The organism is Acinetobacter sp. FB, assembly GCF_056033405.1.
Map to the genome: position 1 here is coordinate 1,736,296 of NZ_CM148502.1, position 23,885 is coordinate 1,760,180.

General features: G+C 38.6%; 32 protein-coding genes. 5 read left to right on the forward strand and 27 right to left on the reverse strand.

The features are described from left to right. Window positions 1-36 precede the first annotated feature (36 nt). The 18 genes from AC0JIQ_RS08075 to AC0JIQ_RS08160 all read right to left on the reverse strand — a co-directional run bounded on the left by AC0JIQ_RS08075 (window position 37) and on the right by AC0JIQ_RS08160 (window position 12,975). On the reverse strand, window positions 37-708 hold the full coding sequence (locus AC0JIQ_RS08075; RefSeq protein ID WP_474201303.1) for a hypothetical protein: 672 nt from the start codon (window positions 706-708) through the stop codon (window positions 37-39). 230 nt (window positions 709-938) lie between these two features. Next, on the reverse strand, window positions 939-1,595 hold the full coding sequence (locus tag AC0JIQ_RS08080) for a hypothetical protein (protein ID WP_474201304.1): 657 nt from the start codon (window positions 1,593-1,595) through the stop codon (window positions 939-941). A 101-nt stretch (window positions 1,596-1,696) separates the two neighbouring features. Continuing rightward, window positions 1,697-2,242, reverse strand: a complete 546-nt coding sequence (locus tag AC0JIQ_RS08085; protein ID WP_474201305.1) for a hypothetical protein — start codon at window positions 2,240-2,242, stop codon at window positions 1,697-1,699. A gap of 66 nt (window positions 2,243-2,308) precedes the next feature. Beyond that, the gene (locus tag AC0JIQ_RS08090) at window positions 2,309-3,061 is read right to left on the reverse strand and encodes a phage tail tube protein (protein WP_474201306.1); all 753 of its coding nucleotides are present in this window, start codon (window positions 3,059-3,061) and stop codon (window positions 2,309-2,311) included. Then, window positions 3,054-3,266 carry a hypothetical protein gene (locus AC0JIQ_RS08095; RefSeq protein WP_474201307.1) on the reverse strand — a complete coding sequence of 71 codons (213 nt, stop codon included), beginning with the start codon at window positions 3,264-3,266 and terminating at the stop codon, window positions 3,054-3,056. Before AC0JIQ_RS08095 ends, AC0JIQ_RS08090 begins: the two co-directional genes overlap by 8 nt. Before the next feature lies 1 nt (window position 3,267). Beyond that, entirely contained in the window at window positions 3,268-3,699 is a 432-nt protein-coding gene (locus tag AC0JIQ_RS08100) for a phage tail terminator protein (RefSeq protein ID WP_474201308.1), read from the reverse strand. Then, entirely contained in the window at window positions 3,692-4,198 is a 507-nt protein-coding gene (locus tag AC0JIQ_RS08105; protein WP_474201309.1) for a phage virion morphogenesis family protein, read from the reverse strand. Before AC0JIQ_RS08105 ends, AC0JIQ_RS08100 begins: the two co-directional genes overlap by 8 nt. An 8-nt stretch (window positions 4,199-4,206) precedes the next feature. After that, window positions 4,207-4,644 carry a gp436 family protein gene (locus AC0JIQ_RS08110; RefSeq protein WP_474201310.1) on the reverse strand — a complete coding sequence of 146 codons (438 nt, stop codon included), beginning with the start codon at window positions 4,642-4,644 and terminating at the stop codon, window positions 4,207-4,209. Between the two features lie 8 nt (window positions 4,645-4,652). Beyond that, complete coding sequence (locus AC0JIQ_RS08115) at window positions 4,653-5,009, reverse strand: hypothetical protein (protein WP_474201311.1); 357 nt, start codon at window positions 5,007-5,009, stop codon at window positions 4,653-4,655. 10 nt (window positions 5,010-5,019) lie between these two features. After that, a complete protein-coding gene (locus AC0JIQ_RS08120) occupies window positions 5,020-6,093 on the reverse strand; it encodes a major capsid protein (RefSeq protein WP_346508993.1) in 1,074 nt (357 codons plus the stop codon). A gap of 3 nt (window positions 6,094-6,096) precedes the next feature. Next, window positions 6,097-6,480, reverse strand: coding sequence for a hypothetical protein (locus AC0JIQ_RS08125; protein WP_474201312.1), 384 nt, complete (start codon window positions 6,478-6,480; stop codon window positions 6,097-6,099). An 11-nt stretch (window positions 6,481-6,491) separates the two neighbouring features. Continuing rightward, window positions 6,492-7,427, reverse strand: a complete 936-nt coding sequence (locus tag AC0JIQ_RS08130) for a hypothetical protein (RefSeq protein ID WP_474201313.1) — start codon at window positions 7,425-7,427, stop codon at window positions 6,492-6,494. Between the two features lie 55 nt (window positions 7,428-7,482). After that, on the reverse strand, window positions 7,483-8,688 hold the full coding sequence (locus AC0JIQ_RS08135) for a phage head morphogenesis protein (RefSeq protein WP_474201314.1): 1,206 nt from the start codon (window positions 8,686-8,688) through the stop codon (window positions 7,483-7,485). Further along, window positions 8,688-10,154, reverse strand: coding sequence for a phage portal protein family protein (locus AC0JIQ_RS08140; RefSeq protein WP_474201315.1), 1,467 nt, complete (start codon window positions 10,152-10,154; stop codon window positions 8,688-8,690). The genes AC0JIQ_RS08135 and AC0JIQ_RS08140 overlap by 1 nt, the downstream gene beginning before the upstream one ends. A gap of 13 nt (window positions 10,155-10,167) precedes the next feature. Further along, window positions 10,168-11,574: a phage terminase large subunit gene (gene terL / locus AC0JIQ_RS08145; RefSeq protein WP_474201316.1), complete on the reverse strand. Its 1,407-nt coding sequence runs from the start codon at window positions 11,572-11,574 to the stop codon at window positions 10,168-10,170. Further along, the gene (locus AC0JIQ_RS08150) at window positions 11,564-12,031 is read right to left on the reverse strand and encodes a DUF2280 domain-containing protein (RefSeq protein ID WP_249571485.1); all 468 of its coding nucleotides are present in this window, start codon (window positions 12,029-12,031) and stop codon (window positions 11,564-11,566) included. The genes terL and AC0JIQ_RS08150 overlap by 11 nt, the downstream gene beginning before the upstream one ends. A 48-nt stretch (window positions 12,032-12,079) precedes the next feature. Next, window positions 12,080-12,724 (reverse strand): putative metallopeptidase, encoded by a 645-nt coding sequence (locus AC0JIQ_RS08155; protein WP_474201317.1) that lies wholly within the window; start codon window positions 12,722-12,724, stop codon window positions 12,080-12,082. 41 nt (window positions 12,725-12,765) lie between these two features. Further along, the gene (locus AC0JIQ_RS08160; protein WP_241284438.1) at window positions 12,766-12,975 is read right to left on the reverse strand and encodes a hypothetical protein; all 210 of its coding nucleotides are present in this window, start codon (window positions 12,973-12,975) and stop codon (window positions 12,766-12,768) included. A gap of 361 nt (window positions 12,976-13,336) precedes the next feature. Here AC0JIQ_RS08160 and AC0JIQ_RS08165 point away from each other — a divergent pair, with 361 nt between their 5' ends. Next, on the forward strand, window positions 13,337-13,498 hold the full coding sequence (locus AC0JIQ_RS08165) for a hypothetical protein (protein ID WP_474201318.1): 162 nt from the start codon (window positions 13,337-13,339) through the stop codon (window positions 13,496-13,498). Window positions 13,499-13,624: 126 nt separating this feature from the next. Here the strand turns inward: AC0JIQ_RS08165 and AC0JIQ_RS08170 are convergent, their stop codons facing one another. Next, entirely contained in the window at window positions 13,625-13,795 is a 171-nt protein-coding gene (locus AC0JIQ_RS08170) for an ABC transporter ATP-binding protein (protein WP_474201319.1), read from the reverse strand. 448 nt (window positions 13,796-14,243) lie between these two features. Then, window positions 14,244-14,543: a hypothetical protein gene (locus AC0JIQ_RS08175; protein ID WP_125299783.1), complete on the reverse strand. Its 300-nt coding sequence runs from the start codon at window positions 14,541-14,543 to the stop codon at window positions 14,244-14,246. Window positions 14,544-14,841: 298 nt separating this feature from the next. Between AC0JIQ_RS08175 and AC0JIQ_RS08180 the strand changes: the two genes are divergently transcribed. Further along, window positions 14,842-15,822: a hypothetical protein gene (locus AC0JIQ_RS08180; RefSeq protein WP_474201320.1), complete on the forward strand. Its 981-nt coding sequence runs from the start codon at window positions 14,842-14,844 to the stop codon at window positions 15,820-15,822. On the opposite strand, the gene dcm is transcribed toward AC0JIQ_RS08180, so the two are convergent. Continuing rightward, window positions 15,814-17,055, reverse strand: a complete 1,242-nt coding sequence (gene dcm / locus AC0JIQ_RS08185; protein WP_417887071.1) for a DNA cytosine methyltransferase — start codon at window positions 17,053-17,055, stop codon at window positions 15,814-15,816. The genes AC0JIQ_RS08180 and dcm overlap by 9 nt on opposite strands. A 129-nt stretch (window positions 17,056-17,184) precedes the next feature. On the opposite strand from dcm, the gene AC0JIQ_RS08190 reads away from it, so the two are divergent. Together AC0JIQ_RS08190 and AC0JIQ_RS08195 are read left to right on the forward strand one after the other, a co-directional pair. After that, entirely contained in the window at window positions 17,185-18,624 is a 1,440-nt protein-coding gene (locus AC0JIQ_RS08190; RefSeq protein ID WP_474201321.1) for an McrB family protein, read from the forward strand. After that, window positions 18,614-19,876 carry an LlaJI family restriction endonuclease gene (locus AC0JIQ_RS08195; RefSeq protein ID WP_474201322.1) on the forward strand — a complete coding sequence of 421 codons (1,263 nt, stop codon included), beginning with the start codon at window positions 18,614-18,616 and terminating at the stop codon, window positions 19,874-19,876. Before AC0JIQ_RS08190 ends, AC0JIQ_RS08195 begins: the two co-directional genes overlap by 11 nt. 410 nt (window positions 19,877-20,286) lie before the next feature. Here AC0JIQ_RS08195 and AC0JIQ_RS08200 read toward each other — a convergent pair whose 3' ends face one another. Genes AC0JIQ_RS08200 through AC0JIQ_RS08225 form a run of 6 tightly spaced genes read right to left on the reverse strand, consistent with a single transcriptional unit; the run spans window position 20,287 to window position 23,059 of the window. Beyond that, window positions 20,287-20,784, reverse strand: a complete 498-nt coding sequence (locus tag AC0JIQ_RS08200; protein ID WP_474201323.1) for a hypothetical protein — start codon at window positions 20,782-20,784, stop codon at window positions 20,287-20,289. A 10-nt stretch (window positions 20,785-20,794) separates the two neighbouring features. Further along, a complete protein-coding gene (locus AC0JIQ_RS08205; RefSeq protein WP_474203240.1) occupies window positions 20,795-21,229 on the reverse strand; it encodes a hypothetical protein in 435 nt (144 codons plus the stop codon). Next, entirely contained in the window at window positions 21,229-21,390 is a 162-nt protein-coding gene (locus tag AC0JIQ_RS08210) for a hypothetical protein (protein WP_171249108.1), read from the reverse strand. Before AC0JIQ_RS08210 ends, AC0JIQ_RS08205 begins: the two co-directional genes overlap by 1 nt. Next, on the reverse strand, window positions 21,387-22,328 hold the full coding sequence (locus AC0JIQ_RS08215) for a helix-turn-helix domain-containing protein (protein ID WP_474201324.1): 942 nt from the start codon (window positions 22,326-22,328) through the stop codon (window positions 21,387-21,389). Before AC0JIQ_RS08215 ends, AC0JIQ_RS08210 begins: the two co-directional genes overlap by 4 nt. Continuing rightward, window positions 22,325-22,786 carry a phage regulatory CII family protein gene (locus tag AC0JIQ_RS08220; RefSeq protein WP_474201325.1) on the reverse strand — a complete coding sequence of 154 codons (462 nt, stop codon included), beginning with the start codon at window positions 22,784-22,786 and terminating at the stop codon, window positions 22,325-22,327. The genes AC0JIQ_RS08215 and AC0JIQ_RS08220 overlap by 4 nt, the downstream gene beginning before the upstream one ends. A 24-nt stretch (window positions 22,787-22,810) precedes the next feature. Next, entirely contained in the window at window positions 22,811-23,059 is a 249-nt protein-coding gene (locus AC0JIQ_RS08225) for a Cro/CI family transcriptional regulator (protein WP_474201326.1), read from the reverse strand. Between the two features lie 108 nt (window positions 23,060-23,167). On the opposite strand from AC0JIQ_RS08225, the gene AC0JIQ_RS08230 reads away from it, so the two are divergent. Continuing rightward, window positions 23,168-23,860, forward strand: coding sequence for a LexA family protein (locus tag AC0JIQ_RS08230; protein ID WP_474201327.1), 693 nt, complete (start codon window positions 23,168-23,170; stop codon window positions 23,858-23,860). Window positions 23,861-23,885: the final 25 nt, after the last annotated feature.

Consider the following 23,885-nt stretch of genomic DNA (forward strand, 5'->3'; position numbering starts at 1 on the left):
CGGGCTTAATTTGAATTAAAACGTTTAAAGCGTATTCTAATTTTCTAGCATACTTCCGCAGTGCTTACATTTAATAGCTGTCATTCTGATAGATTCAGCACAAAACGGACATGGTTTCATTACAACATCATCTTCAACTTGATTGTAGTGATAAAAAGAGTCACTAACAACTTTAATGTTTGTTTTTTTAATAAATGGTTCAGGTTGCTTACCTTCGATCGGTTGTTCAGGATCATTAATTACTGAGTCTGAATCTTCTTTTATGATGCTTGTTTTGAAATTGAAAGCACCATTCGCAAGAATTGGAGTTGCCAGTAAGATAATACAGCCAAGAAACAATACAGCCCAGCCAAATTGCAATTGCACAGAACTCATCATTGCATCCGCAAAACCTTCAAAAGGATTACCCTGCATCTTTTCACTTAATTCTGCTTTTGTTTGGCTAATTTTGCTCGATATCATATAAAAATCGTAAATCAAGAAAGCAGTAGAAATACCACCGGTTGCCCATAATAATTTTATTTTATCCATAAAAATTAAAACTACGGATGCAATAGCAAGCCCCAAAATAATTATTCCATCACTCTTACCATTATTAAGTAATGATATTGATCCAAGAATAGGAACACTTAAAACTGGTAAGAACACGCCAATCAGAAGAATTAGAGCGCCTAAAAACCCTATCAATTGTTGTTTTGTTATTTCCATTTATGCACTCGCTTATTCTCTATATCAATTTTAAATAATAAGTATTTCATCTATTCAACCAGTTGTTATTAATTCCATGTAATTTAACAAAAAGTTAAAATAAAGTCATTGAAAACAGACTCATATTTCAAAAGCTTAAAATGCGATTTTTCTTCAACAAAATCCCATATTTCTATGACAGCATTTAAATACTTTAGTCGAGTTGAGTCTTTTTGTTATTCTGTCATATATTATTCTTTTCTAATTGTCCCTGAACCAAATGGATATGAATATTTAATTGTTTTGTCATCAATTAAATTCCATTTTATTGTAAAACACCCCGAACATGAAATGGTAGCCGTATTTCCATTAACACTTCCAGAAAGTATTCCACTTCCATTTGTTCCTGAATAAGAACCTGTAATCTGATTATTTTTTACTGTAACATCATAAATTAAAGTGTTTTTAAATCCCATAATATTTCTATCTGAAGCCACCCAATGACCGTTAAATGGTGACTCTTTTTCTCTCTCACTGTTTTTAACATTAGCTTTATCATCTTTTTCATCAAGATTTTTACAGACATAACAAGCAGAATAAACAATAGATTCTTGATTTATTGGTTTAGTTCCAAATGCGGACTCCACTTCTTTGTTCTTGTTAGAAAGGATTGTTTGGCTTGGTAAATTATCTACAAAGTATTCAACCTTTGAGCAAGTCTTTTCAGAACTATAAACTTCAAACTCTGCTCCAAAACTTGGAGGAGATCCAAACTTCTTGAGAAAATTAATAGCACCAGAACACTTACCAACTTTTTGTGTACAGTCACAATTCGCTGCATATGAAAAACTACTAATTGAACAAATCAACACTATCAAAGCAGAATTTTTAACTGAAATCTTTAACATATCCCTACCTCATAATAGTCATGCGGTACTTATTTATTAGTATTAATGATCCAATATACATTTAAGAATTAGTGAATGTCATTCTATTTTATAAATTGCTACTACTGCTTTAAATATTTTTCCCAAGCTTGGTTCTTCGCATGATTGGCCACTCTTGTTGCAATGGCATAGGATTTGATTTGCTGCCTTTCGATGGCTTGGGCTTCTTTTATATATTTTAAAAATGCACCATATGACATATTTAAAACTTCCGACTCACTATGGCCATGCTTAATAAGATAAGAAAGCGCATTAAACCAACTGGAATCCTTGCTGTTTTCGGCCTTAGGCTCTTTCTTAAAGAAATCCTCATTCACCTGAATGATATTTAAAACCAGATCTGCAATAGCTTCCGTGTACTCTAAACGGTCTGCAAAATAATTCGCATCGAGTGTGGTTGCAAACGAAAATACACCCATGATTAGAATAATATTGGTTTCAACTAACGGCGTGATCGTTTCTATTGAATAACTTTCTAGCTTCATAATCGGGTCTGCAAATTGAGCAAAGCGATTTAAATTCTTTACTTGGATCTGCTTAATCTCAATATTCTGATCAATGAATACATAGGGCAATGATTCATTGTTTAAAAGAAAAAAGTCGTTCATAGAAAAAATCCTAAAATACAGGCACAAAAAAAGACGCTAATGCGCCCCTGTGCCTGCATGTGTTGTTTAAGCTGCTGTCGGAATCGTCACGATATGACCATACAGGTCAAGCGCTGAATCAGACTCTTTTTCAACATCTGATAAAGCCTGTCCTTTAATCTCATACTGCCCCAGTTCACTATGAATCAGTGGGAATGTGGTCTCAGGTGACTTCTTAGTACGCCATAACCGCACCGCCATGTGTTTCTTGGTGGCCTTGTTTATGCCCTTGAAGAACAGTTCGTATTCTTCCTCCAGATCAGAGGCAATCGTGGTTTGGGTCACTGCACCTGTGGTGTAGGTTGCTTTCAATGGCATGGTCAGTGCTGTCACCTCATTGAAAATCACAGTACCAAACTTACTATCAAGCGTGTATTTGGATGGATCTAACGTAACAGGTGTACCCGTGGAATCCTTAAATGACACGGCAGACAAGTTATACCCATCCAGCATGATTTCCTCACCCGCTACCACGGTACCAAGGTTCTGGTCTGTCACCGTGGCTGATGCAATTTCATGGTTGGTACCAGAAAGTATGTACTCAAGATTTTCAGGATTGATTTCCTCAAGCTGGCCTGAGAACTCCACGCCCGTCGTGTTCACCATTGTAAAATCCGTTGTACTGTTTCCTGATGTACTTTCAGTGTGCTCGATCAAGTCGGCGGTAATTGCAATCTCAAACTCTGGCACATTGCCAATAAAGCGCATTGTTCCAACAACACCGTTTGTAATCTTGGATAAATAGAACTTACCCTGAAGATAAATATATTCCTTAGCCATTTGTCTTGACCTCTTTATTAGACTTCGGTGTTGCCTTAACTTCCACAACCTGTGTTTCAGTCTCGGCCTGTTTTTCTTTTTCAACTTCAACAATAACTTTTGCTGCAAGTAGATTAGTGATCTGCTTATCACTTAAACCCGCAATAAAGTCACCCTTGTTGAATCGCCCCACAGGTTGCAGGGCTTTATATTGTTTATCTGCCATGTTAAGCAGCTCCTATAATTTTGGTTGATTCAAATATCACGGTGTAATAGACAAATGCAGGTCCATAGCCGTCTTTCGCATCAACGATTTGCAACGGATCAATTGAGTTATCTGGTTCCCAACCAGAAAGCAGTTGAATAACCTTATTGAGTAACTCACCTGCCTCATCCGCTAAAGCTGTAATGTCATTCAACTGAGCTTTTGCATTGCGACAAGCCACGGTTACAGACCATTGAAGCCCCAGTAAATTGCTTTTGCCTTTACCCGCATCATCAATCTTGCGTACTCGTACAAAATTAACGTGTGCAGATGGCACAACCTGAGACATTTCCGTTACAGAAACAGAGTTCATTGGTGTATAAATCTGCTTAAACTCTGTAATTTCTTTGAGCTTTTCAGCTATCTCAGCACGTACGTCGAAGAAATTAGCCACCTAAATGCCTCCCGATAATGTTAAGAATCGACTCATCATCTTCATTGTTAATGCCTAAGAATGATCGCGGTGGGTTGGTGACTTCTTTGACCTTGCGCCAGTTGCCACCAACATTAAAGACTAGGTACTGCGCCGTTTTTGGAACGATATGCGCCCCAAAATGAAAAGGGATCGAATATTCTTTATCCGATCCCCACTCTACGCCGTTTGCCAACACATTATGATGCAGCCCTGACAGTAGCTGACCCGTATCTCGACCTGTCTCACCACTACTAGCTACACCATCTTTTGTCCTACGACCTTGTAGCTTTGCCCGCCATGACTGCTTCCAAGGATTACCATCAACATCAGATTGATTGATAAAACGATGTTCAGAAGAGCTAACACCATACGCACCGATCTCATCAAACATGGCTTTCTTGTCATAACCAACAAGATGCTCTAACAACGCCATGATTGGTGATTCGCCATCCGCTGTTACTGATATAGCAACTGGCATACAACCTCCTACACGCTCGGCATTTTATTCAACTGCTCATCACTAAAAACGCCACCAGTGTAACTCGTACCTATTGGAATAGATTTAGGGTTACGCTTTGGCTTTTCTTCAATGACTTCATTTTGCTCATTCTTAATTGGTAAAGTCGCCAAGCCTTTTACAATATCTTTTAGATATGCAATTTCAGCTTTATAGCGGTTGTCTACTTCTTCAGTCGGCTGCTGATAATACAAACGGTAACGCGTGATATTACATGCCACTCGTTTTAGGGTGCTTGGTATTTGTGGCAGTGGTAGCTGATAGACAACTGAGATATAGCTATCTATCTCCTCGGAAGCGTCCTGTAGCATTTGATTGATTGCTTCAGGACTAGAATCCATCGCTTCCAAGTTAGCTATTTCTTCCACACCAAATCTTACCTCAAGGTCTTGTCTGGTCGCGTACATAAATCACCTTACTTGGTTTCTGGTGCACCCTTATCTGCCGTTGGTTTTTCCTTAACTGGCTTTGCAGTCGCCGTGGCTAAATTTGCTTCGAGTTTTGATACCTTAGCCTTGAGATCCTCAACCTCTCCCAATGCAGTTGTCTTTTCAGTTTCAAGCTGCTTATTAGATGCCTTGAGATCCGCAACCTCGCCTTTGAGTTTCTCCAACTCATCCGCTGAATCATCAGATGGCGTTTGTTCTGGCGGTTTGTATTCTTCAATCGCGCCAGATACTAAAAGGGCTTGAAGTTGTTGATCTTCAAGCCCTTCGATTTCTTCACCTGGTCTAAAATGACCAATGGATTGTTTTGCAATATACTTTGGCATTTAGCTCTCCTTAAACGAATCCTCGCCCACCAACTAGACCATTCTTATTGTTTGGAACGGCAAGTGGTGATGATTCAGCCAACATTTGAATACTTGAAGGATTCTTTTCCTGCCATTGATTCAAGAAGAATTCCAAAGGTTGACCAAAAGCCTCAATATTTTGAATCGCACAGTGTGCAATCCAACCATTAGCATCTGTCACCATGCCAAAGAAATCTTCAGGAATGAAACGCTCTACTGTTCCATTCATATTGTGGATACCGTCATAAGTCCAAATTTGTACATTATCAACCGTACCACGGAACTGTGGTTTTGATGGATCGTCAAATGTCGGTGTAATCGGCACGCTAATTGAAGCATATGGCTTGATGAACTTTTCTTTAAACTCATCATTCTGGATTAAGGCGTTGAAAACTTTAGATGACGTCAACGCCAGATTAGGTGCAACTCCAGCATATTCAACCGAAATATTGATCATGCTTTGCATATCTTGGACAGGTGTAGCATTTGCCAGATTCCACTTTACTAGCGGAGCAAAGTTACAAGCTGCATCACGATTGTAGTCAACGGTATATGAAGGGAAATCCGCCGATGCAAATGTAGTTTTGCCGTAAAGCAGCACATCACGGGCGATCAGCAGTTTTCTATTTTCAATCGACTGACGTAGATAAATCGCCTTTTGCGCCTGATCAATCAGCAATAATTCTGCATCACTTAAACGGTTTGATCCTGTTGCAACAATCCCATAACGGCGCAATTGTGTAACTAATGCCGAATCTTGGACATCACTTGGTACAATAGTCACCATTGGCTTTAAGTAAGCTGGCTTAACAAAACCCACTTTTCCTGATTCAGCAACATTAATTTGGCGACCTGCAACATTAGGACTTACAAACGGCGCAAGTGGTGTGGCTGTATTCAATTCACCCACAGGCACTTCTTTTTTAGAGTAAGAAACGCGTTGTGGAAAGAAACGATCCATCAACCAAGTATCCACCTTTTTCGTGGTGTCTGTTAATAATACCAACTGAGGAATATCCAATAACTCTACTGGTGCATTTTGAAATGTAAAACTAGTGCTCATGATTTACCCCACAACTTTGCGCAATTCGATTTTGTTCTTTAGCCCCTGTGCACGGACTGCATCCACTTGGTTAGTGGTAAGTTTGGTACCATTAACTGTTACCACTGCAACATCAAAAGCTCCTTGCACATAGATTGGCATTTCAAGACCATTTGCAGCATGGTAAGTGGATTGCTCCGCTGTCATGTCCTCAACCACAATGGCATGCCAGTCTCCCACCACACCGCTTGTGACCGCAGAATGTGTAGCAACATTCGCTGCGCTAACTGCGATCAGATCCCCACGTTTATAAGCCGTTGCTGTTGTAGGCTTTACGTTTTCGGTGCGTACACCATCACCAACAACAAGTTGCCGGCTTTCAATTGTTTGTGTAATCGTGCTTCCCATGATGAGTTCCCTTATTTTTGTGCTACGGCAAACTGGTGAAATGCTTGATCAAGTGCTGAACCTTGTTGCAGGCTTGCATCACCATTCCCACTCTGTGCTTGATGCTTAAACAAGTGTTGGAGGTTGTTAGTCTGTTTGTCATTTTTAGGTGCAGAGAACTGGCGTAGCTGCTTTGTTGCAAATGTAAAAGCAGACTCATCCATTTCTGTATAAGACTTTTTATCTTCGGCGCTGAACTGAACTTTTAATTCAGATTCAAGTGCAGCGATGTCGTCATGACGCTTTTGCTCTTTGAATTGTTTTAATTCATTTAGAGCTGTATCACGTTGTTGCTCGGCTGCAATACGCGCCTCTTTTTCTTTCTCTAACTCGGTCACGTCTGTGTCCTCTTGCTTGTTAAATTGTTTAGGTGTGTGACTTGCGGCTACTGCTGATGTATTGTCATCTGCACCAAGCGCACAAAATGAAACCTCACGAATAACGCCGTTGCGGAAAATCGTGATAGGTGCTTTTAAGGTTTTGCCATTAACAACAACTTCACCGCGTTCAACTTCTTCAATTGAACCCGGATCGATATAAACTGACATCTGCCATGGATAACCCTCATCACTGTCCTGAGCAACTTCTTGGCCATTCTTGTTTGAGAGCAAATCACCAGCAACCTGTAACCCACCTTGGTTATCCTTAGTAAAACTTGTTACAACACCTGCACGCCGTCCTGTGTCATGGTCGATCAGTGCGCCTAAGGGCGTTTTAATCTGCATAGTGTCCAGATCGAATACTACGTCGCCCCAGTAGTAATGCCCGTTGATGACTTCCCCGCTATACGCAACACCCGTAAACGTCCGCTTCTTGCCTTCTTCTGCTTGCTTAGCAATATCGAACGGCTGTGTTTTAAACTGGAACGCTGAACTTGGCGCGTCTTGCGATTGTTTATCTCCTGCCACTTTTGTTTCTCCATAAAAAAACCGCCCAATTAGGACGGCTTTTGTGTTGAATGAATTAATTGACTAAGGCTCTTAATGTGTAAATTAATTGCCCTCGATTTGTTTCAATAGAGACAACTTCAAATGAAAGCCCAATCTCAAATAAAACGCCTTGACCTGCATTAAGTTTGTTTAAATCAATCCCCAAACCTTTTGCATTTTCGATTTGAATCACTACATCAGAACCTTGACCCGCCACCAATAACGGCGAATCAAGCTTTAATGTTTGTCCCACTTGTAAAGCTGCGACCTGATTCAATGTTGCAGATCCAATGACTACCGTTGAAACGTTACTGGCCACTGCTTTAATTTGTGCCATGTCCTCTTTAACCCAACGATGTAACACTTCTTCAGCCAAACTGATTGGCTTGTTCTTTAGGTAGGCTGTCAATGCGGCATCATTGCCCTGCACGTAACCTAAAAAAGTTTTAACTGCACTTGGTCTGATCGTTGGATCTAGTGGAATAACAGTATTGGCTATCGTCTGAAATAGATCGCGGCTTTTATCATCCATTGGTGATAACAGGCTTGATAGCTTTTGACTGGCTTTCCATTCAGCCATGACATTTTGCTTGAGACTAAGCAAATATTCTTTATCCAAAATTGAATTGGCTATCTTGCTATCTACGACCGATTGCATTTCACCAAAGGTTAGCGGGCTTGTGGACCATCCGTTATTATCTGCAATAACTGGGAGATCCTCATCGGCTGTAATCCCATACTTAAGCGCTTGTTCTTCGGTTAGAGCGATGATCGTACATCGACACATAAAATCCCACGGCGCATAGTATTTCAACCAAAATGGATCATCTATGTGTCTAATGATGCGGTTCAGTGCCAAATGTGATGGTCTAACACGGCTATCATTAATCGCGACATACATTAAATAAGGACGTTTAGCCTTATTCCGTTGCTGCTGTTGCCATCGTCCGTGACCATACGCCGTCTGAATATTGGTTCTAAAAACATTCTTGAGATAAGGCTCACTCAAAATGATTTCATTTTCCTCAACCAATTTTTTAAAGTCATTGAACGTGCCACCATCAATGAGTACCTGATTCACAGACTTAATGACAGTCTCGATTTGCTCAATACCAGAAAGAAAACTTACCGTTGTGGCCATCTGTCTTGTATTTAAATCAAGTTTATAAAACTCATCGGGCAATACGATTTTTCGGCTTACAGCAAATTGAATCGCTTCGAGAAATGTAAGAGGTTGCATCACGTCCCTCCTTTAGCCGAAACATACCCATAGACATCAGCCGCATATAAAGCCTGATCCAAATTAGCTGTAAAAGTAGATTCACTTGCACCAGGCATTAATTGCATCAAATTAAAAGCCAATTCCTGTGGTGAATCACTCTTTTGAACCAGCTCGTTTACTTGTGCTTGGCTCAGCAATTGTATTGATGCTTGCTCATCCGTGAGTTCTTCAATTTCTTGCTGATCTGGTGAGAATTTCTTAACTGAAGCAGCAAAACTAAATAGACGCTTAGGCAACACTTTAAATTGCGGTTGCGGTGTTTGACTTGGCAGATTCTCGGCTAAGTCTCCTTCTTGCAATCCATACTCTCGGATAAAATATTGTGTGGTAAATACCGCACCTGCATCTTTAAGCTTTACGTCACGCTCAGCCTGATCTTTATTGAGCTGCTTAGACTTCTCACCCAAGATAATTTCATGCTTGCCCCAACCATTTAAGGCACACAATGCATCAACAATAGCCTGAAATGTGGGTGTAACTAATCGAATATCTGCATTCAATTTATCTTTGCGCACATTGTCATGGACTTCACCCAATGCACGACTCCCTGTGCCATCAGTTCCACTTGTGAGGGTTTGCCCTAAGATTACCTTTTGAATTTGACGAATAATCGTATTGTTAAAGGTCTCGAATGACCCACCAGCATTGCCTGATGATGGTGCTGATAAAATTTGTACATCATCTTCAGCGTCAATCGAAATGACACTTTGAGCATGAGCATTTAACAGTGCTTGATTCATGTCATCGCAAGTATTTTCATCACCACTTACTTTTCCAAGTAAGATCGGGGTTCCGAAACGCTCCAAAAACTTTGCCCAGAACTTAAAACCATTTTTTCGGAAAAAATCTAACCAATAAACAACTGTAAGTAATGCTTTACCATAAGGCTGCTTATAGGTTGCTTTACGCCGTGTCATAAAGAATTTAAAGATCTGGTCAACTTCAGACTCTTGACCTGCTCCATCCTGACGATAGATCAAACGACCATCATTTTTAGGTTCAAACCATTCCATTGGCTTTTCGCCGATCCAATTCAAACCTATTTGGCCATTATCAGCCTGATCATAGACCGCTTCTAAAACTGAATAGCCAAATAGCAAAGCATTAATAGAACCTGTTGCAATCTCTGCAAACCATTCCTTAATCTCTTGCATTAATAAAATGGCTTCTGGTGTATCACTTGGCTCAAATCGAAACGGCGTAGCCAATAACGCATCAACTCGCGTTTCGACCGCTTGCGAAATTTCATCATCATCAAGAAGTATGGCCAAGCGGTGGCGTTTAATCCCTGCTTTGCGTAAAGTCTCATCTAAATCAATTTGCTTACTGAATTTATAAAATTGACTAACCGCTTCTTGAGAATATAAAGATCCATTAGACAAAGCCCTTTTAGACGCTTTGTCCTTAATTTTAGACTTTGCCATGTTGGTACCTTAGTTAAAATGTTCGACTTCCTGCTGTTGCAGGTTTTTTAGATTGTCTTGATTCATTGAGATCATTGAATGCATCACTGCACCCATCCACCTGATCATCATGTTTTGCATTAGGGAAATTTCGTAATTCTTCAATCAGTGCTTTGTTCCAGTCACCCCGAAGCATTTTCACATTCCCTACATTGACCTGAGCTGCAAATGGTTGTGCTCTGGTGATCTTATCGCCTGATACTGGCTCAGCCTTAACTTTGAATCCTGATAATTTGCCAACAAAGTTTTTCGCTTGTGATTTACCGGCTTGACCAGGATCTTGCGGTAAACGGATGAATACCCCTTTGCCGTCTAGTTGAGCTGTTTGGATGATCGTGTTCTCAACTCCATCAGGTCCCCAGCGTCCACGCACCATATCAGTAATATAAATCGTGTTGTCTTTGGCTTTCGCCAGTTTAGGGCCTGCAGTGTAGTCACCCTCATTCTCAGTAGCGGCTAAATCCCAAGCACGACATTCTTTAATCAGATCTGTAGGTAAAGCATCAACAATCTCAATTTTATCAGGCTTAAAAAAACCGCCTGCTGGTGGTGATGGTCGTTGTAGATACTGTCCTGAGAAAACATACGGCGATGTTTCTTCCATGATACGCAAACGTTCAATAGTGTGCTTCTCTGGCCATAATGCTGTGCCGTCTGGCTGAATAGCTGATAAGCAGATATGTTCCCATTCCTCACCATTGCCGCCGTCTAATAGCCAACCTGCCAGATCTTCTTCATGTAATCTTTGCATGATGACAATAATTGGGGTTTCTGTGGAGTTAGTACGAGATTCAAGTGTATCTTGAAACCATTCAATTACACTCTCACGTATGGTTTTAGACTTGGCTTCACTGGCTTTATGTGGGTCATCAATAATGATTGCACCCCCAAAACTTTCACGAATCTTACCTGCACCGAAACCAGTAATCGTTCCACCAGTACCTTGAGCATAACAAACGCCACCTGCTTTGGTGCGCCAATCATCCTTAGCCTTGCTATCATCTCGAAGTACAAAATCAGGAAAAACGGATTTAAAAGATTGTTCTTGCACTAAGTTACGAGTCTGAAAAGCATTATTCGCTGCCAATCTTGCTGAGTAGCTGATATGAATAAATTCACTATCAGGCACTTTCCCAAAACACCAAGCCATAAAATTAATTACAGCAAGTTCTGTTTTTGAGTATCTAGGTGGGATATTAATTATCAGGCGTTTAATTTCGCCGTTAAAGACTTTCATTAATGCATCACAAACTACCCTGTGATGCCAGTTATGCCGCCATTTATACTTACGGCGTTCTTTGAACATATATCGTGAGAAGAAATAGAGATCATGTTGTGCTTCGATCTGTATTGCTAACTTGCGATCATCCTCAATACTCATCTAACGCCTTTTCCCTTGCCTTAAGATAATCTTCAACCGTGGTCTGCGATTGAACAGTTTCTACAGGCCCGCCGTTTGCACCCGTTATCTCTTGCCTATTGGTGTATAAGCCACCCATTTCTTTGGCTGCTTGCTCCGCCCATTTCGGAATCAAAACTGGATTGTCTGGATATTTATCAACTAAACCCTGTAGAAGCTGAAGTCGATAGCGCATGTTGGCAATTGGAATAGCTTCAAGTTCTTGGTTTGCTATACGGCGATATTCAAAGAATTTATCCCGCAACTCCTGACTTAAGTCTTGACCAATTCTTTTTGTTGGATCGTAGGCCTCACATTGTTGTGGGGTCACATCAATACTAAAAACTTCTTTAACTGAACGGGATGTTTGGGTTGGTGTTTCAAACTCAGCAAGCATCCTAACGATGAACAGTTTCACCTTTTTGGTAATACGTGCCATTTCCACCATTCCATCTAAGTACATCTAAGAAGAATGGCAAAAAAAATTCTAAACCACTCTTAAATAACAAGTTCCGCAAGCATGATAAACATCAGCTTTTGCTACCTTTGGACGTTGATTTGCAGCATTAACCATTTCTTGAACTTCCTGATTTGCTCCATAACGGCGAACAACGCCCGTGAACTCTTCAACATCATGACCTTGTATCGTCAACTTGGGCTTACCCGTTTCACGGTTATAGGATGGGATGCCCCATTCATCTTTCTTATGTGCGATGTGATAAAGCTCATGTTCGATCAAAGCACAAAAATCAACATCATTAGCTTGCTGCGCATAGGTTGCATCAATCGTAATGAGGTATTCAGGTATATCATTGAACCATTGATAGAACTGCTCTTCCTGCCGTTCCTTTTTCCAGCCCCCAGCATTGATCATGATCTTTTCAGCTTGGCCAACGACAAAGCGACCTTGTTTTTTAAATCCCCCTTTAGCCCACATCACGGCGATCTGTGGATAGTGGAAAGCTCCTAAATGTGCATGATCAGGGTTGAATAGCTTATGTTCAGGATTAAGAAATATAGACTTTATCCATCGCCATAGTTCAGGTGCTGGTGCAAAGTTTGGTGTGTCTAAGGCAAAAATCCATTCGGGTGGATATGGGCGTTGCTGAATAACAAATCCGACTTCATTCATATATCTCACCCATTAAAAAACCCACCGAAGTGGGTCATGTTTTACTCTATATAATAGCTGTTGCCATCGGAACTATTGAAAACCAAATCTAACGTTGGGTAAATAAATTCGCCTTTTACCAAAATATATTCAACTTTGGGACTTTGAACTCTTGCTGATTGGTTAATTCTTGAAGTATTTACTTCTGTATATCTTGCCTGCGCTCTTCTTTCTTTACCTTGGAAATCAATAACTGTAATGTCTTTTAGCATTAATATGCTCCAATCTAATTGTTCATACTATGCTTATCGGATGATTTATACCACCTATATTTTTCACATCTAAGACTCAACCAATTTTTACAGTACTTTACCAATGGCATTAGATATATTTCCATCAATAATATATATGTGTACTTTATGTAGCAGCACTTGAAATTTGTATGATGTGTTTCCTTACATTAAATGATAAGACTCAATGAGTTATATATAATTGATTTTATTTATGAAATATCATGTGGTAATTAAAGCCAGTCAATGCACATATATCCACAAATCTATCTCACAACTGCCTTAATGTAAGTAAATTAAAACTGTACGATGAACTCTCAATAATGAAGTTAGGAATATAATAATGTCAGGTTTTAAAAGCTTTTCTCAAAAAACAACTACTAATCAAAATGTTTTTTTATCTGCTGCAAATGAGCATTCTGAAGTAAAAGTACCTACTGAAAGTCAGCCAGTCGAAACGGTAGAAACTGAAATTAGCGACCAACCAGATCCAAATAACAAATAAGCAGAGGCTTTAAAATTGCCTCCACATTAATCTAAATATTTTAGTGCACTAAAGTGTTTGATTATTTAAGCAATATTTTGAATATTTATCAGATTTACTCATATCATCTGAAGCTTCAGATAGAAACTATTTCTGATCACGGCGAACTTTAAGCCTTTTTAACTTTTCGATAGCCAAAAAAAATCGCTCATCTAATTGAGCGATTTTTTTATTCGTTAATCCTTTCGTTGTACAACTACCCAAATGATTCAATTCTTGTTCAGTATTGCGTATCTCAATATCAATGTTTTGATGCATAGGACCTCCAAACAAGAAAACCACCGCTAGGGTGGCTTTTATCTATTCAGGTGCAAATTTCTAATAGACTAATCTTTGTCCAAATAAGTCTTTAAAGTTACATATAAATGATGCCTATCTTTAGACTTGGCTTCTTTCACAATTGATCGAATTTTTTCCTTAGACCAATTTTTATTATTACTAACATAATTGATGAATGTTGTTAAAGTAACAAATGGGTGATCATTTTCTCTCAAGTATGGTTTCATCAAAGATTTACTTACCTTAGTCATAACGATCATCTAACAATTATGAAATATACTTTAAAACTATACACTTATAATTAGAAAATAAAATATACATCTTAAGTATTACTAAAATATAAAGCCTCGCCAATAACTAGTGTGTTGGCAGAGCTTCATGCACCGTAATCCGTTCGGCAAAAACCTCCCGAAGGAGGCTTTTTAATTTAGTCATTACATTTAATATTTAATGTTGCTGTTATTTGCCCAACAGGTACAGGACCTGCCTGAGTTGTATAAGCCATACTTTTCTTTAATGACAAGTCATCGCTCAATTTTTCATAACCTTTACCTTTGCATAAAGTATCAGCTTTTTTATTTAATTTATTCGTTAATCTATTTGGTGAAGCCAAAGCACTACCATTAGTTTTTAAGAAATAAGTGTTTTCACCCGTCTTTTTTACAGTTGGAATTAATTGAACACAACCAACAAATAGCAAAGGCACGATAAAGATTAATTTTTTCATAGATATAAGTAAAGTGTATTAAATAGTGAACTCAAGAATAATATATTAACAGAACAAAAAAGCCCACCTTTCGATGAGCTTTTAAAAACTTAGTGAATTAATATAACTTCGCTCACTATATCAGAAATATGCCATAACCTTTGTACAGGGTCAAGTTTTCATTTTCATTTATAAACAAATCAATAGTTAAACAAATTTATTCTAATGATTGTTATTTATATAATAATTGGCTATCTTTCAACGAACTTCAACATTTAGAACTATTCTTGAGTTTAGAAAATACTAAGACGGCCTTTGTATGGAACATGAAAATAAAACATTAATATTGAACTCTCTACATCATCTAATTGCAAATAATGTCCTAGGGCCGAATGCATATATCAGTAGATTTAAAGGATTTGTAGCTGAACTTGATTTTTTACCTTGGATGCGTTCGAGAAGACCAAATATTCCTATTTTTACAGGTGGATACTTTGTTCCTAATCGAAATGTTTCAAACTCTCTAATTTCACCTGTCTATTTTACTATATGTAACTCTGCACCTAATGATTACATTGAAATCTATAGAAGAATCGCACTAATTTCATGTCACAGAATGTTATTCATTCAATGGGATAACTCTGTCCCAGTAAATCAATGGCCTTTAATTGATGTCATGAATACTGCATCTCCAATTCCTGTACCAGCAATGAATTGCTATGAATATGACAGTCAAAGTAATTCTTTTTCTCAAATTGATATTAATAATTTCTTTAACACTTTTATAGACAAGACACCAAATCGCAAAGCAAATGAAATTCCAGTTGAGGCTTATAATTCTGGAATAAACTCTCTTCAATCATTTGAATATAGCGATATTTTAAACTTATATGTTCAACGTTTAATCTTCGATGGTTATATCGGCTTCTCAAAGGTGAAAGGCTCACCAAGCGATATTGATTCGATAATTTTCTCACCACAAAATAATAATTTTGCATTTATTGAAATTAAAGAGAAAGACTTAAGTAAAAAGCCTCCACAAGGTTTCGGCATGGACCTAGGTCGAATAAATGATTTACTTAAATTAGAGCAGACTACTGGTTGGCATGCTTATTATCTTGTAAGACAAGTGAATAATCAGCAGGAAAGGAAATTTGTTGGTTGGAGAATGATAAGTATGAAGAAATTCAAGAATAATCTTGCTGAATCTATTATTCAGGGTGGGACTGGAATGGGTTTCACAACTGGGCAATATCCAACACAGATATGCCCTTTTGAGAATTTTACGCCCTTAGAATAGTTTCAATTGTTTTTCTGAGACTATTTTCTCTGCCTTATCTAAACAATTGACCATCTGTCCAGCAACAGCTTCAATTACTTTCATACAAACAGAATTACCGAATTGCTTATAGATCTGACCATGTGAAACAGCATCTACAATATAATTTTCGGGAAAACCCTGAAGTCTTGCGCACTCACGAGGGGTTAACTTCCGAGGATTCTTATTTAACTCTGCCTGAGAAATAAGGATCTCTGAACCATCTTTATAGTATCGAGCACTTAAAGTGTTGGTATAAGAACTATCGCCAGTATAAAGAGTATAACCAAACCCATTCCCTTTAATTCCATGACCTTCTTTACGGCGTTGATGTCCTTCCCATAAGCGATCAGAAATTGTATAGACATCTTCGCTTTGTTTCAGTTTCTCAACATCTTCAAGAATGTCGCCTAATCGAGTCTGTGTTTTAGGTGGAACTGGCCAGCAAAAAAGCTCATCAAAATTACATTCTTCACCGAAGTAATTTTTGTCAAAACCTACTAGAAAAATTCTTTCTCGATTCTGAGGCACCCCAAAATCAGCAGCACGAAGAACCTTTACATCTACCCAATAGTTAAGCTTTTCTGAAAGTGCTTTTTTAGTTTCATCTGAAAGTGAAACCTCTAAATCTAGTTCTTGATCAAATTCACCTTTCAAAATCTCAAGAATAGTTTTTAGGGTTCTACCCTTATCATGTCCTTGCAACTGTTTTACGTTCTCAAGCAAAAATGCTTTGGGACGCTTTTCAACAAGAATACGTTGGATCTCAAAGAACATTGTTCCTCGTGTATCTTGGAAACCTTGTCTTTTTCCTGCCTGTGAGAATGCCTGACATGGAAAGCCGCCCAACAAAATATCATGATCAGGAATATCAACAGCTTTGATCTGAGTAATGTCACCTGAAGGTAGTTCACCAAAATTTGCAGCATAGGTTTTTTGGGCAAATTTATCCCATTCAGAACTAAATACACATTTACCTTTGAGTTGCTGGAATGGTAGACGGATTCCACCAATACCCGCAAAGAGGTCAATAAAAGTAAATTTATGCTTCTGTTCAGGTGGCTCTCTGAACGGCGCTTTGTCTGGCAACGCGATAATTTGTTCCCACTTCGCTTTGGTAGGAACATGTTCTCCACTTTCCCACCCTCTGACGGTTCTTTCGCCATTCTCTTTCATATCAAGAAGCAAAGCGAACTCTTTGAGGGATAACCCCATATTATTTCTTTTTTGTCTGATATAAGATGAATCAAAATCAACGTACTTCACAATAACTTATCCGCTTTTTGACCCGGTTATTAAACCATGATAGTCATTAAAGCGCAATCATGATTAACAGGATTTATAATGATCCATACAATAGATGACCTTATTCACAAAATATCTACTTATGAAAGTGGAATGGATCTAAGTAGAGTTCCTAGTTGGCCATCTCTTAGATTTTCAAATACTGGGCGGCGTGGTGAAAAGAAAGAATTTGAAATTTCTTTATTTTCTCTAGAAAAAACACTGATAGATATTAAAAACAACTTCAGTGAATTTGAAGTTATCTCGAATTATATTGAGAAGCCATGGCGAGATGCTTTTTCGAATTACCTAACTGATCCTGTAGTAAATGCTCTTTCGACTGTGCAGACTTTGCCTTTATATTCAGTCATTCATAAGGTTTTATGTGCTGTAAATGATCTCGATTATACTGAAAAACAAATGCCTCTCACTGAACCGTTTTTAGACAACACATTAGCATTTCTAAATACTCAAGTTCATCAATATACAGCTAGTGTCAATCAACCAATAATTACAACGGCAACTGATGGTGAATTAAAAGGTGAAAATATCATCTACTACGGCGCACCAGGTACAGGTAAGAGCCATGAAATTGATAAACTAGCAGATGAAAATAATTCAGTCCGTACCGTATTTCATCCAGAAAGCCAGTATAGCGATTTTGTAGGATGTCTCAGACCATCTATGGGAAATGGTGGAATTGAATATAGTTTCAAACATGGCCCTTTCATTCAAGCTTTGATTATGGCTCTTAAAGATCCAAGCAATCATTTTTATCTCATCATTGAAGAAATTAACCGTGCTCCAGCTGCAGCAGTTTTTGGTGAACTATTTCAATTATTAGATAGAGATGAGACTGGTAGAAGCCAATATTCAATTGATATCAATGACAAGGATTTACTGAAACTACTCAAAGAAGAGCTTCCTAGTAGTTTTAATGATAACAAGCTCTACATTCCGGAGAATCTGAGCATATATGCAACGATGAACAGCAGTGATCAAGCTGTTATGCCATTAGACTCTGCATTTAAACGTCGTTGGAAATTTACATACAAACCTATCGACTTCTCAAATCCACCTCTTGGAAATTTTGAAATTTACACAGAAGAAGGAAAGAAAACTATAAGTTGGTCAGTATTCGCCAAAGCTGTTAATGACATTTTATCATTAGAGTCCATTCCTGAAGACAGACATTTAGGTCCTTGGTTCGTAAACAAAATTGAAATTGCCAATCCTGAAAATGCGAAAAATGCATTAACAGGTAAAATCATGATGTATCTCTGGGATGATGTTCTGCGTCATAGTGAACGTTCAGTTCTATTCAATCCAGAAATTAAAACTTTTGGTGATTTAGTTAAAGAATTTAATAATAACAAAATTGTTTTTTCTAATGACTTTTTACTCAGTATAAAAGAAGAACCTCAAAAGACTACAGAGGAATCCAAAGATGGAACTTCAAACACTGACTTAACTGTGGAAGATACTACTGGTGAAAGCTAGTGCCTCTAAAAACATATATTTTTTAGATAGGAGTCCAATACATTCATTGCCGACTCCTGTTGCAACATATATACAATCACAAGGGTTACTAAGTTCTATCAATGGACTAAGGACATCATTTTGTGGCCTTATCACCTACCAAGGTAAGAATTATTTCTTCTTTCCACGTCAATCCAATCTTATCGAAATTGAGCATGATCCCATACGTTATTGTTCTGTGTTGATGTTGGCTCTTTTAAAGTTTGCAAAATCGTCTCGAACACAAATAAGAAATCCTGAAGATGGGGCTGATGAAATAGGTTTCGAAAAATTAGAAATGTACAAATATCTAATTCATGACTTCCAGCAACATGGGATCTTCAAGAATGAAGAGGTTCGTTTACGAAGAAATACTGGAAAAACTGATTGGAACAAAACCATAAACAAATCTGTTTCTTATCCTGATAGTAATGGTCATCCTGTTTATCTTGATGTATTTGGCAAACAGAGAACTTCAACAAATTCTGAAATTACTAAAATCCATGCGAGCATTCTGAAACAGGTCTATTCAAATTACGGTTTTATTTTTACAGGTAACCACAAGGTTCCATATTCACTGAAACAATATGGTGCGACTAACTTATCAATTGATACTCAGATTTCTGTTTTGAAAAATGAAATAAGAAATCACTTTGCTGATCGTCAAACTCTACTTTTGAAAACCTTAATCGAGTACTTGCGAGGACTTAAAGGGAATCATCAAAAGAATCAAATCATCGGCGTGACACGTTTTCACGTTGCTTGGGAACATATGCTTGCCAATTGCTTTGATAATGTCATAGATATTAATAGCAAATTACCTAAACCTGTATTTATTGATAATCTAGGTCAAGTACTGCCAGCAAAGAAATCAGGTATGCGCACTGATATCGTGATCAAGGATACTGATCTTCAAACATTGACAGTCTTAGATGCAAAGTATTACGAGGCTACAACTATTGATAATTCACCAGGCTGGTCAGATCTAGTGAAACAGTTTTTTTATGAAAAAGCTCTAAGTCAAATGCCTGAATTCTCCGACTATACCTTAAAGAATGGTCTGATTTTTCCTGGAGATAAAAAGGTATTTGAAGAAATTAAAATGCGTGATCAATCAAATGATGCTTTTATTGATTCACAGTTTGCACCTATCAAATGCTTATATATAAAACCTTTAATTGTTCTTGATCACTATCTAAATGCCATCAAATTTAATATTTCAAAGACAGATTAAATAGAAAGACCCAGCCAAGGCTGGGTCTTATTTTAGAAAAAATTCTGAATCATATTCCAAAGCAGTATTAAAAGTGGATGAACCACATAATGGCTCAATAATGAATTTATTGAAATCCTTAACACCCAAGGTAAACTATCAAAACAATTTTTCAGGTCACTTAATTTTTTTTTAATATTAAAAAACATACTAATCCTTTTATTAAATTTTATTCTTATTCGGAATGAATTCCGTTCCATGTATGATCTATAGCCGTGCTTGCCCGACTATGAACATTTAATGTGTGGGAACGTTCAGTTACCAATAAAAACTTAATATAATCAAAGGAATTAAGTGACTAGTAAATTACACAATATTTTATTTTGATTGTCTAGGAATTTTTTACAAATTGTTAGTTTATATAAAATCTATCAATACCCAATAAACCCATACCGACAATGCAACGCAGCCAAACCACATTTAACATCTATACGTGCATCCATCTGACTGCGTTCACCTGTCACCATCTCAGCCCATGAGTTGCCATAAAAGTAACGGTCGATAATTGCATCCATCCAATCATCCATGATCTCAGACTGACCGAACATATCTAATATTAATCGCTGTACGGCGCGAGCTTCATTGTCATTGATTTGGCAGCTTATACGACTGTTCTTGATTTTAGGCGGTTCAAAGTCCCCTGCGAGATAATCAACAATGATCTGTTGCTGTTCCTTTTTAGAGAGCTTCTTATACTTTCTCGCTTTGGCTGCACTGTCCATCGCTATAGCAATCGGATTAACAATACGGCCACACGTACCCATTGCTGATAACATCCAAGCACCAAACTGGTAGAGCCAGCCTTCCAAGTCAAATCGAGTCCAATCCACACTTTGCAAGATATGTTGGTTTACTACTGCAGCATTCATTCTCTATTCCTCAAAACTTAGCAAATCTTTTAAATACCAACATGGCTGCATCACGCGCATGTTCATTGGTTCGACCTTTCCAACCTGTCATTCGGATAAAGTCAGTAGCCTTCTTTTTGGTGGCATTGGCTGCTGGGTGAATCATCTTGTAGGTGTAGCCCTGCTCTTTGCACCAGTCTTCCCAAATCTGAGCATCTCGTTTTACAGATCCAACGCCTTGAGCTTTTTCTCGTCCGCCTGTAAACCATGTACGCTTTCTCGCATCTTCGATATACAAGCAAACGTTTTGGACTCCCCATTTTTCAATGTTTTTTTGCACTTTGGTCATGGCTTGTGTGATGGATAGACTTTCCACCTGTTCAAGCTCTCCGCCGTTGCCTCGGTCAGCAGCTACAGCGAATCCTGTATTCACACCAGTATCAATCCCGATCAATATTTTCATAATCACATCGCCCCTAGCTCATTTTTGTTATTCAAAAACATTTGATTCACCAAACCGATGTATCCGCACCAACCAAACACGTCACTCCAGTATGACCATGTGCCGTTGTGGTTTTGCCAAAATGTTCCATCGTTCTCGATGTGTGTCGCACCGTGAGGTCTCATGCCGCCCCCTTTTTCGAATCTTGAAACCCAACTTGTTTGAGAAACGGGAGCCAATAATCAAATTGCTCAGGATCGCTCAGTTTGATGGCGATACGGGCTGCCAGTTGTTCATAGCTTTCACCAGGTACACCAAACGTGCTCGCCACTTCGGGATGATGGGAGAGTTTTTGAGCGAAGCTGTTGATCTGTTTGTCAGTCAGCCCGTTTGATGCGCTCAGCGGGACTCGGATCTGCGCCACAGTTTTCGGAACTTGGGCTTGTTCTCGACTTTCGTATTTCAATCTCGCATTCAGCAACCAGTCAGCGAAGTGATAGACCATGAGTTCATCGCAGAGGTTCTTGGTTTCGTTGAATCGTTCAAAAGCGTTTTGCTCTCGTTCAAACCAATTGGCTTGAATCAGCTCATCTGGATTTTGCTCAGGTTCGGCTTGTGCTAATTCCTCACGAAGTTTTTTCAAGCAAAGCCACGTTTTTTTATTTTTAGATTCTATTGATAGATTCATTGGGAGGTTCTGTGTCCCAATATTGGTACTGGTTGCAGTACCGTTTTTGGTACTACTGGCAGTGCCAATATTGGTACTAGTACCGTTTTTGGAACCCGTACCTAAATTGGAACTAGTTCCGTTTTTGGTACTAGTGGTAATTTTGGTACTAGTTGGCTCGTCATCTTCTCGGCCAACAACTCCAATCAGTTGATAAATTTTGACTCCATTGCCTGTCGTTTTACCCGTAAATTTGATGAATGCACTTTCTTCAAGTTCATCTAGAACTTTGATGATGGTTTTACGGTTGAGTACGGTGTCTTTCTCCAAACGTTTTAGGCTTGGGTAGCATTTGTGTTCGTCACCTGCTCGATCAGCTAAGGCAAGTAAGACGAGTCTTTGGCTTGATGTTTTGACCGCAGCCTTAAACGCCCAAATGGTTGCATCTAAGCTCATGGGGTTTCCCTCTTGTCGTCTACGCACTGGTGGATCTGCGTATCGAGTTCTGCCAGTATTTCGTGGAGTCGGTGGATTACCCTAGACATTTCTAAGGCTTCCCCGCGTGTGATGCGTCCATCTGCCATCATTTCTTTAAATAGCGCGTAGACGTTTCCGCCTTTCATCCCAAAGCTGAGAACTAGATCGGTTAATGCGGTGTCTCGGCTTTCGGGTATGTCAGGCAGGTTGATCGCCACTTTGCCGTGTTGGGCATTGAGGCTTTGCAGTATTCGGTAGTCGTTGGTGAGTTCCATCAGTTTTGAGGCTTCGAGTAGCGTCAAGTGATGGGTGTCTGTGTTTGGATTGACTTTGCTATTGAGTACGGCGGGACTTTTGATGCCCATTCGTGGAGCAAGTGCCGATGCCCCGCCTTTGTAGTCATGCACAGTGTTATAAGCAGCATCTAATATGTTCATATCGAGTTCCTTTGAACGTTTTTATTAGATTGCATGCCTAATAATATTGTTTGGAATGATTGGATCTCTAAGTTCAATCCAAATTTCTTCATATGTATTTGGAAAGATTTCTTTACGTGTACTTATTCCTTTTTCTTCGGCAATTACCGCCAAACGAATCTTACGATCAGTTGGAATAGCCTTCCATCCACTAACAGAAGAAGGTCTTATTCCTAACAAACGAGCAACGGCGTTACATCCACCCAAAGCTTCAATAAGTTGGTTGTCTGTCATGTCTAACTCCTAATTTTCAAAATTAATTATTAGGCATTCCTTATATTTAATCAATAGGAATACCTAATTTAATTCATGTTAGGATTGCCTAACTATTTGGATCAGATTATGAAAACATTAGCTGAACGTCTTAGATATGCAATGGAAGTATTACCACCTAAGAAAATTAAAGGGGTTGATCTTGCTCGTGCTGTGGGTGTGAAACCACCATCTGTTAGTGATTGGCTAAGTGGAAAATCTAGGACAATGGAAGGTGAAAACCTTTTAAAAGCTTCTAAATTTTTAGGTGTAAATGCTAACTGGCTAGCTTCAGGAATAGGCAGCCCAACCGATAAAAACAAGCAAATTATTATGGATGAAGAGCTATCTAATATATTGTTTAGAGACTTGGGCTTACATAAAATTCCTGTCTTTGATTATGTTCAAGCAGGGCAATGGAAAGAGGTCTCATATGATGGTGCAACACCACTAAGTTATACATATACCGATTATATTGGTACAAACCCCGAAGCAATTTTTAGTGTAATAGTGCAAGGTAATAGCATGGAGCCTGATTTCAAAGAGGGTGACATGCTAATAGCCGACTCATCAATAACTCCAAAACCAGGAAGTTTTGTAATTGCTCAGAATGGTTCACATGAAGCAACTTTCAAAAAATATAGAGTAGTTTCCCATGATGAGTATGGACGTGACGTATTTGAACTGATTCCCCTTAATAGTGACTACCCTACGCTTTTCTCAAAATCTCACGACATTCGAATTATTGGCGTTGTAGTTAGGCATATGCGAGATTTCAAATAAGGTAAGACAAATCTGTCTTACCTTA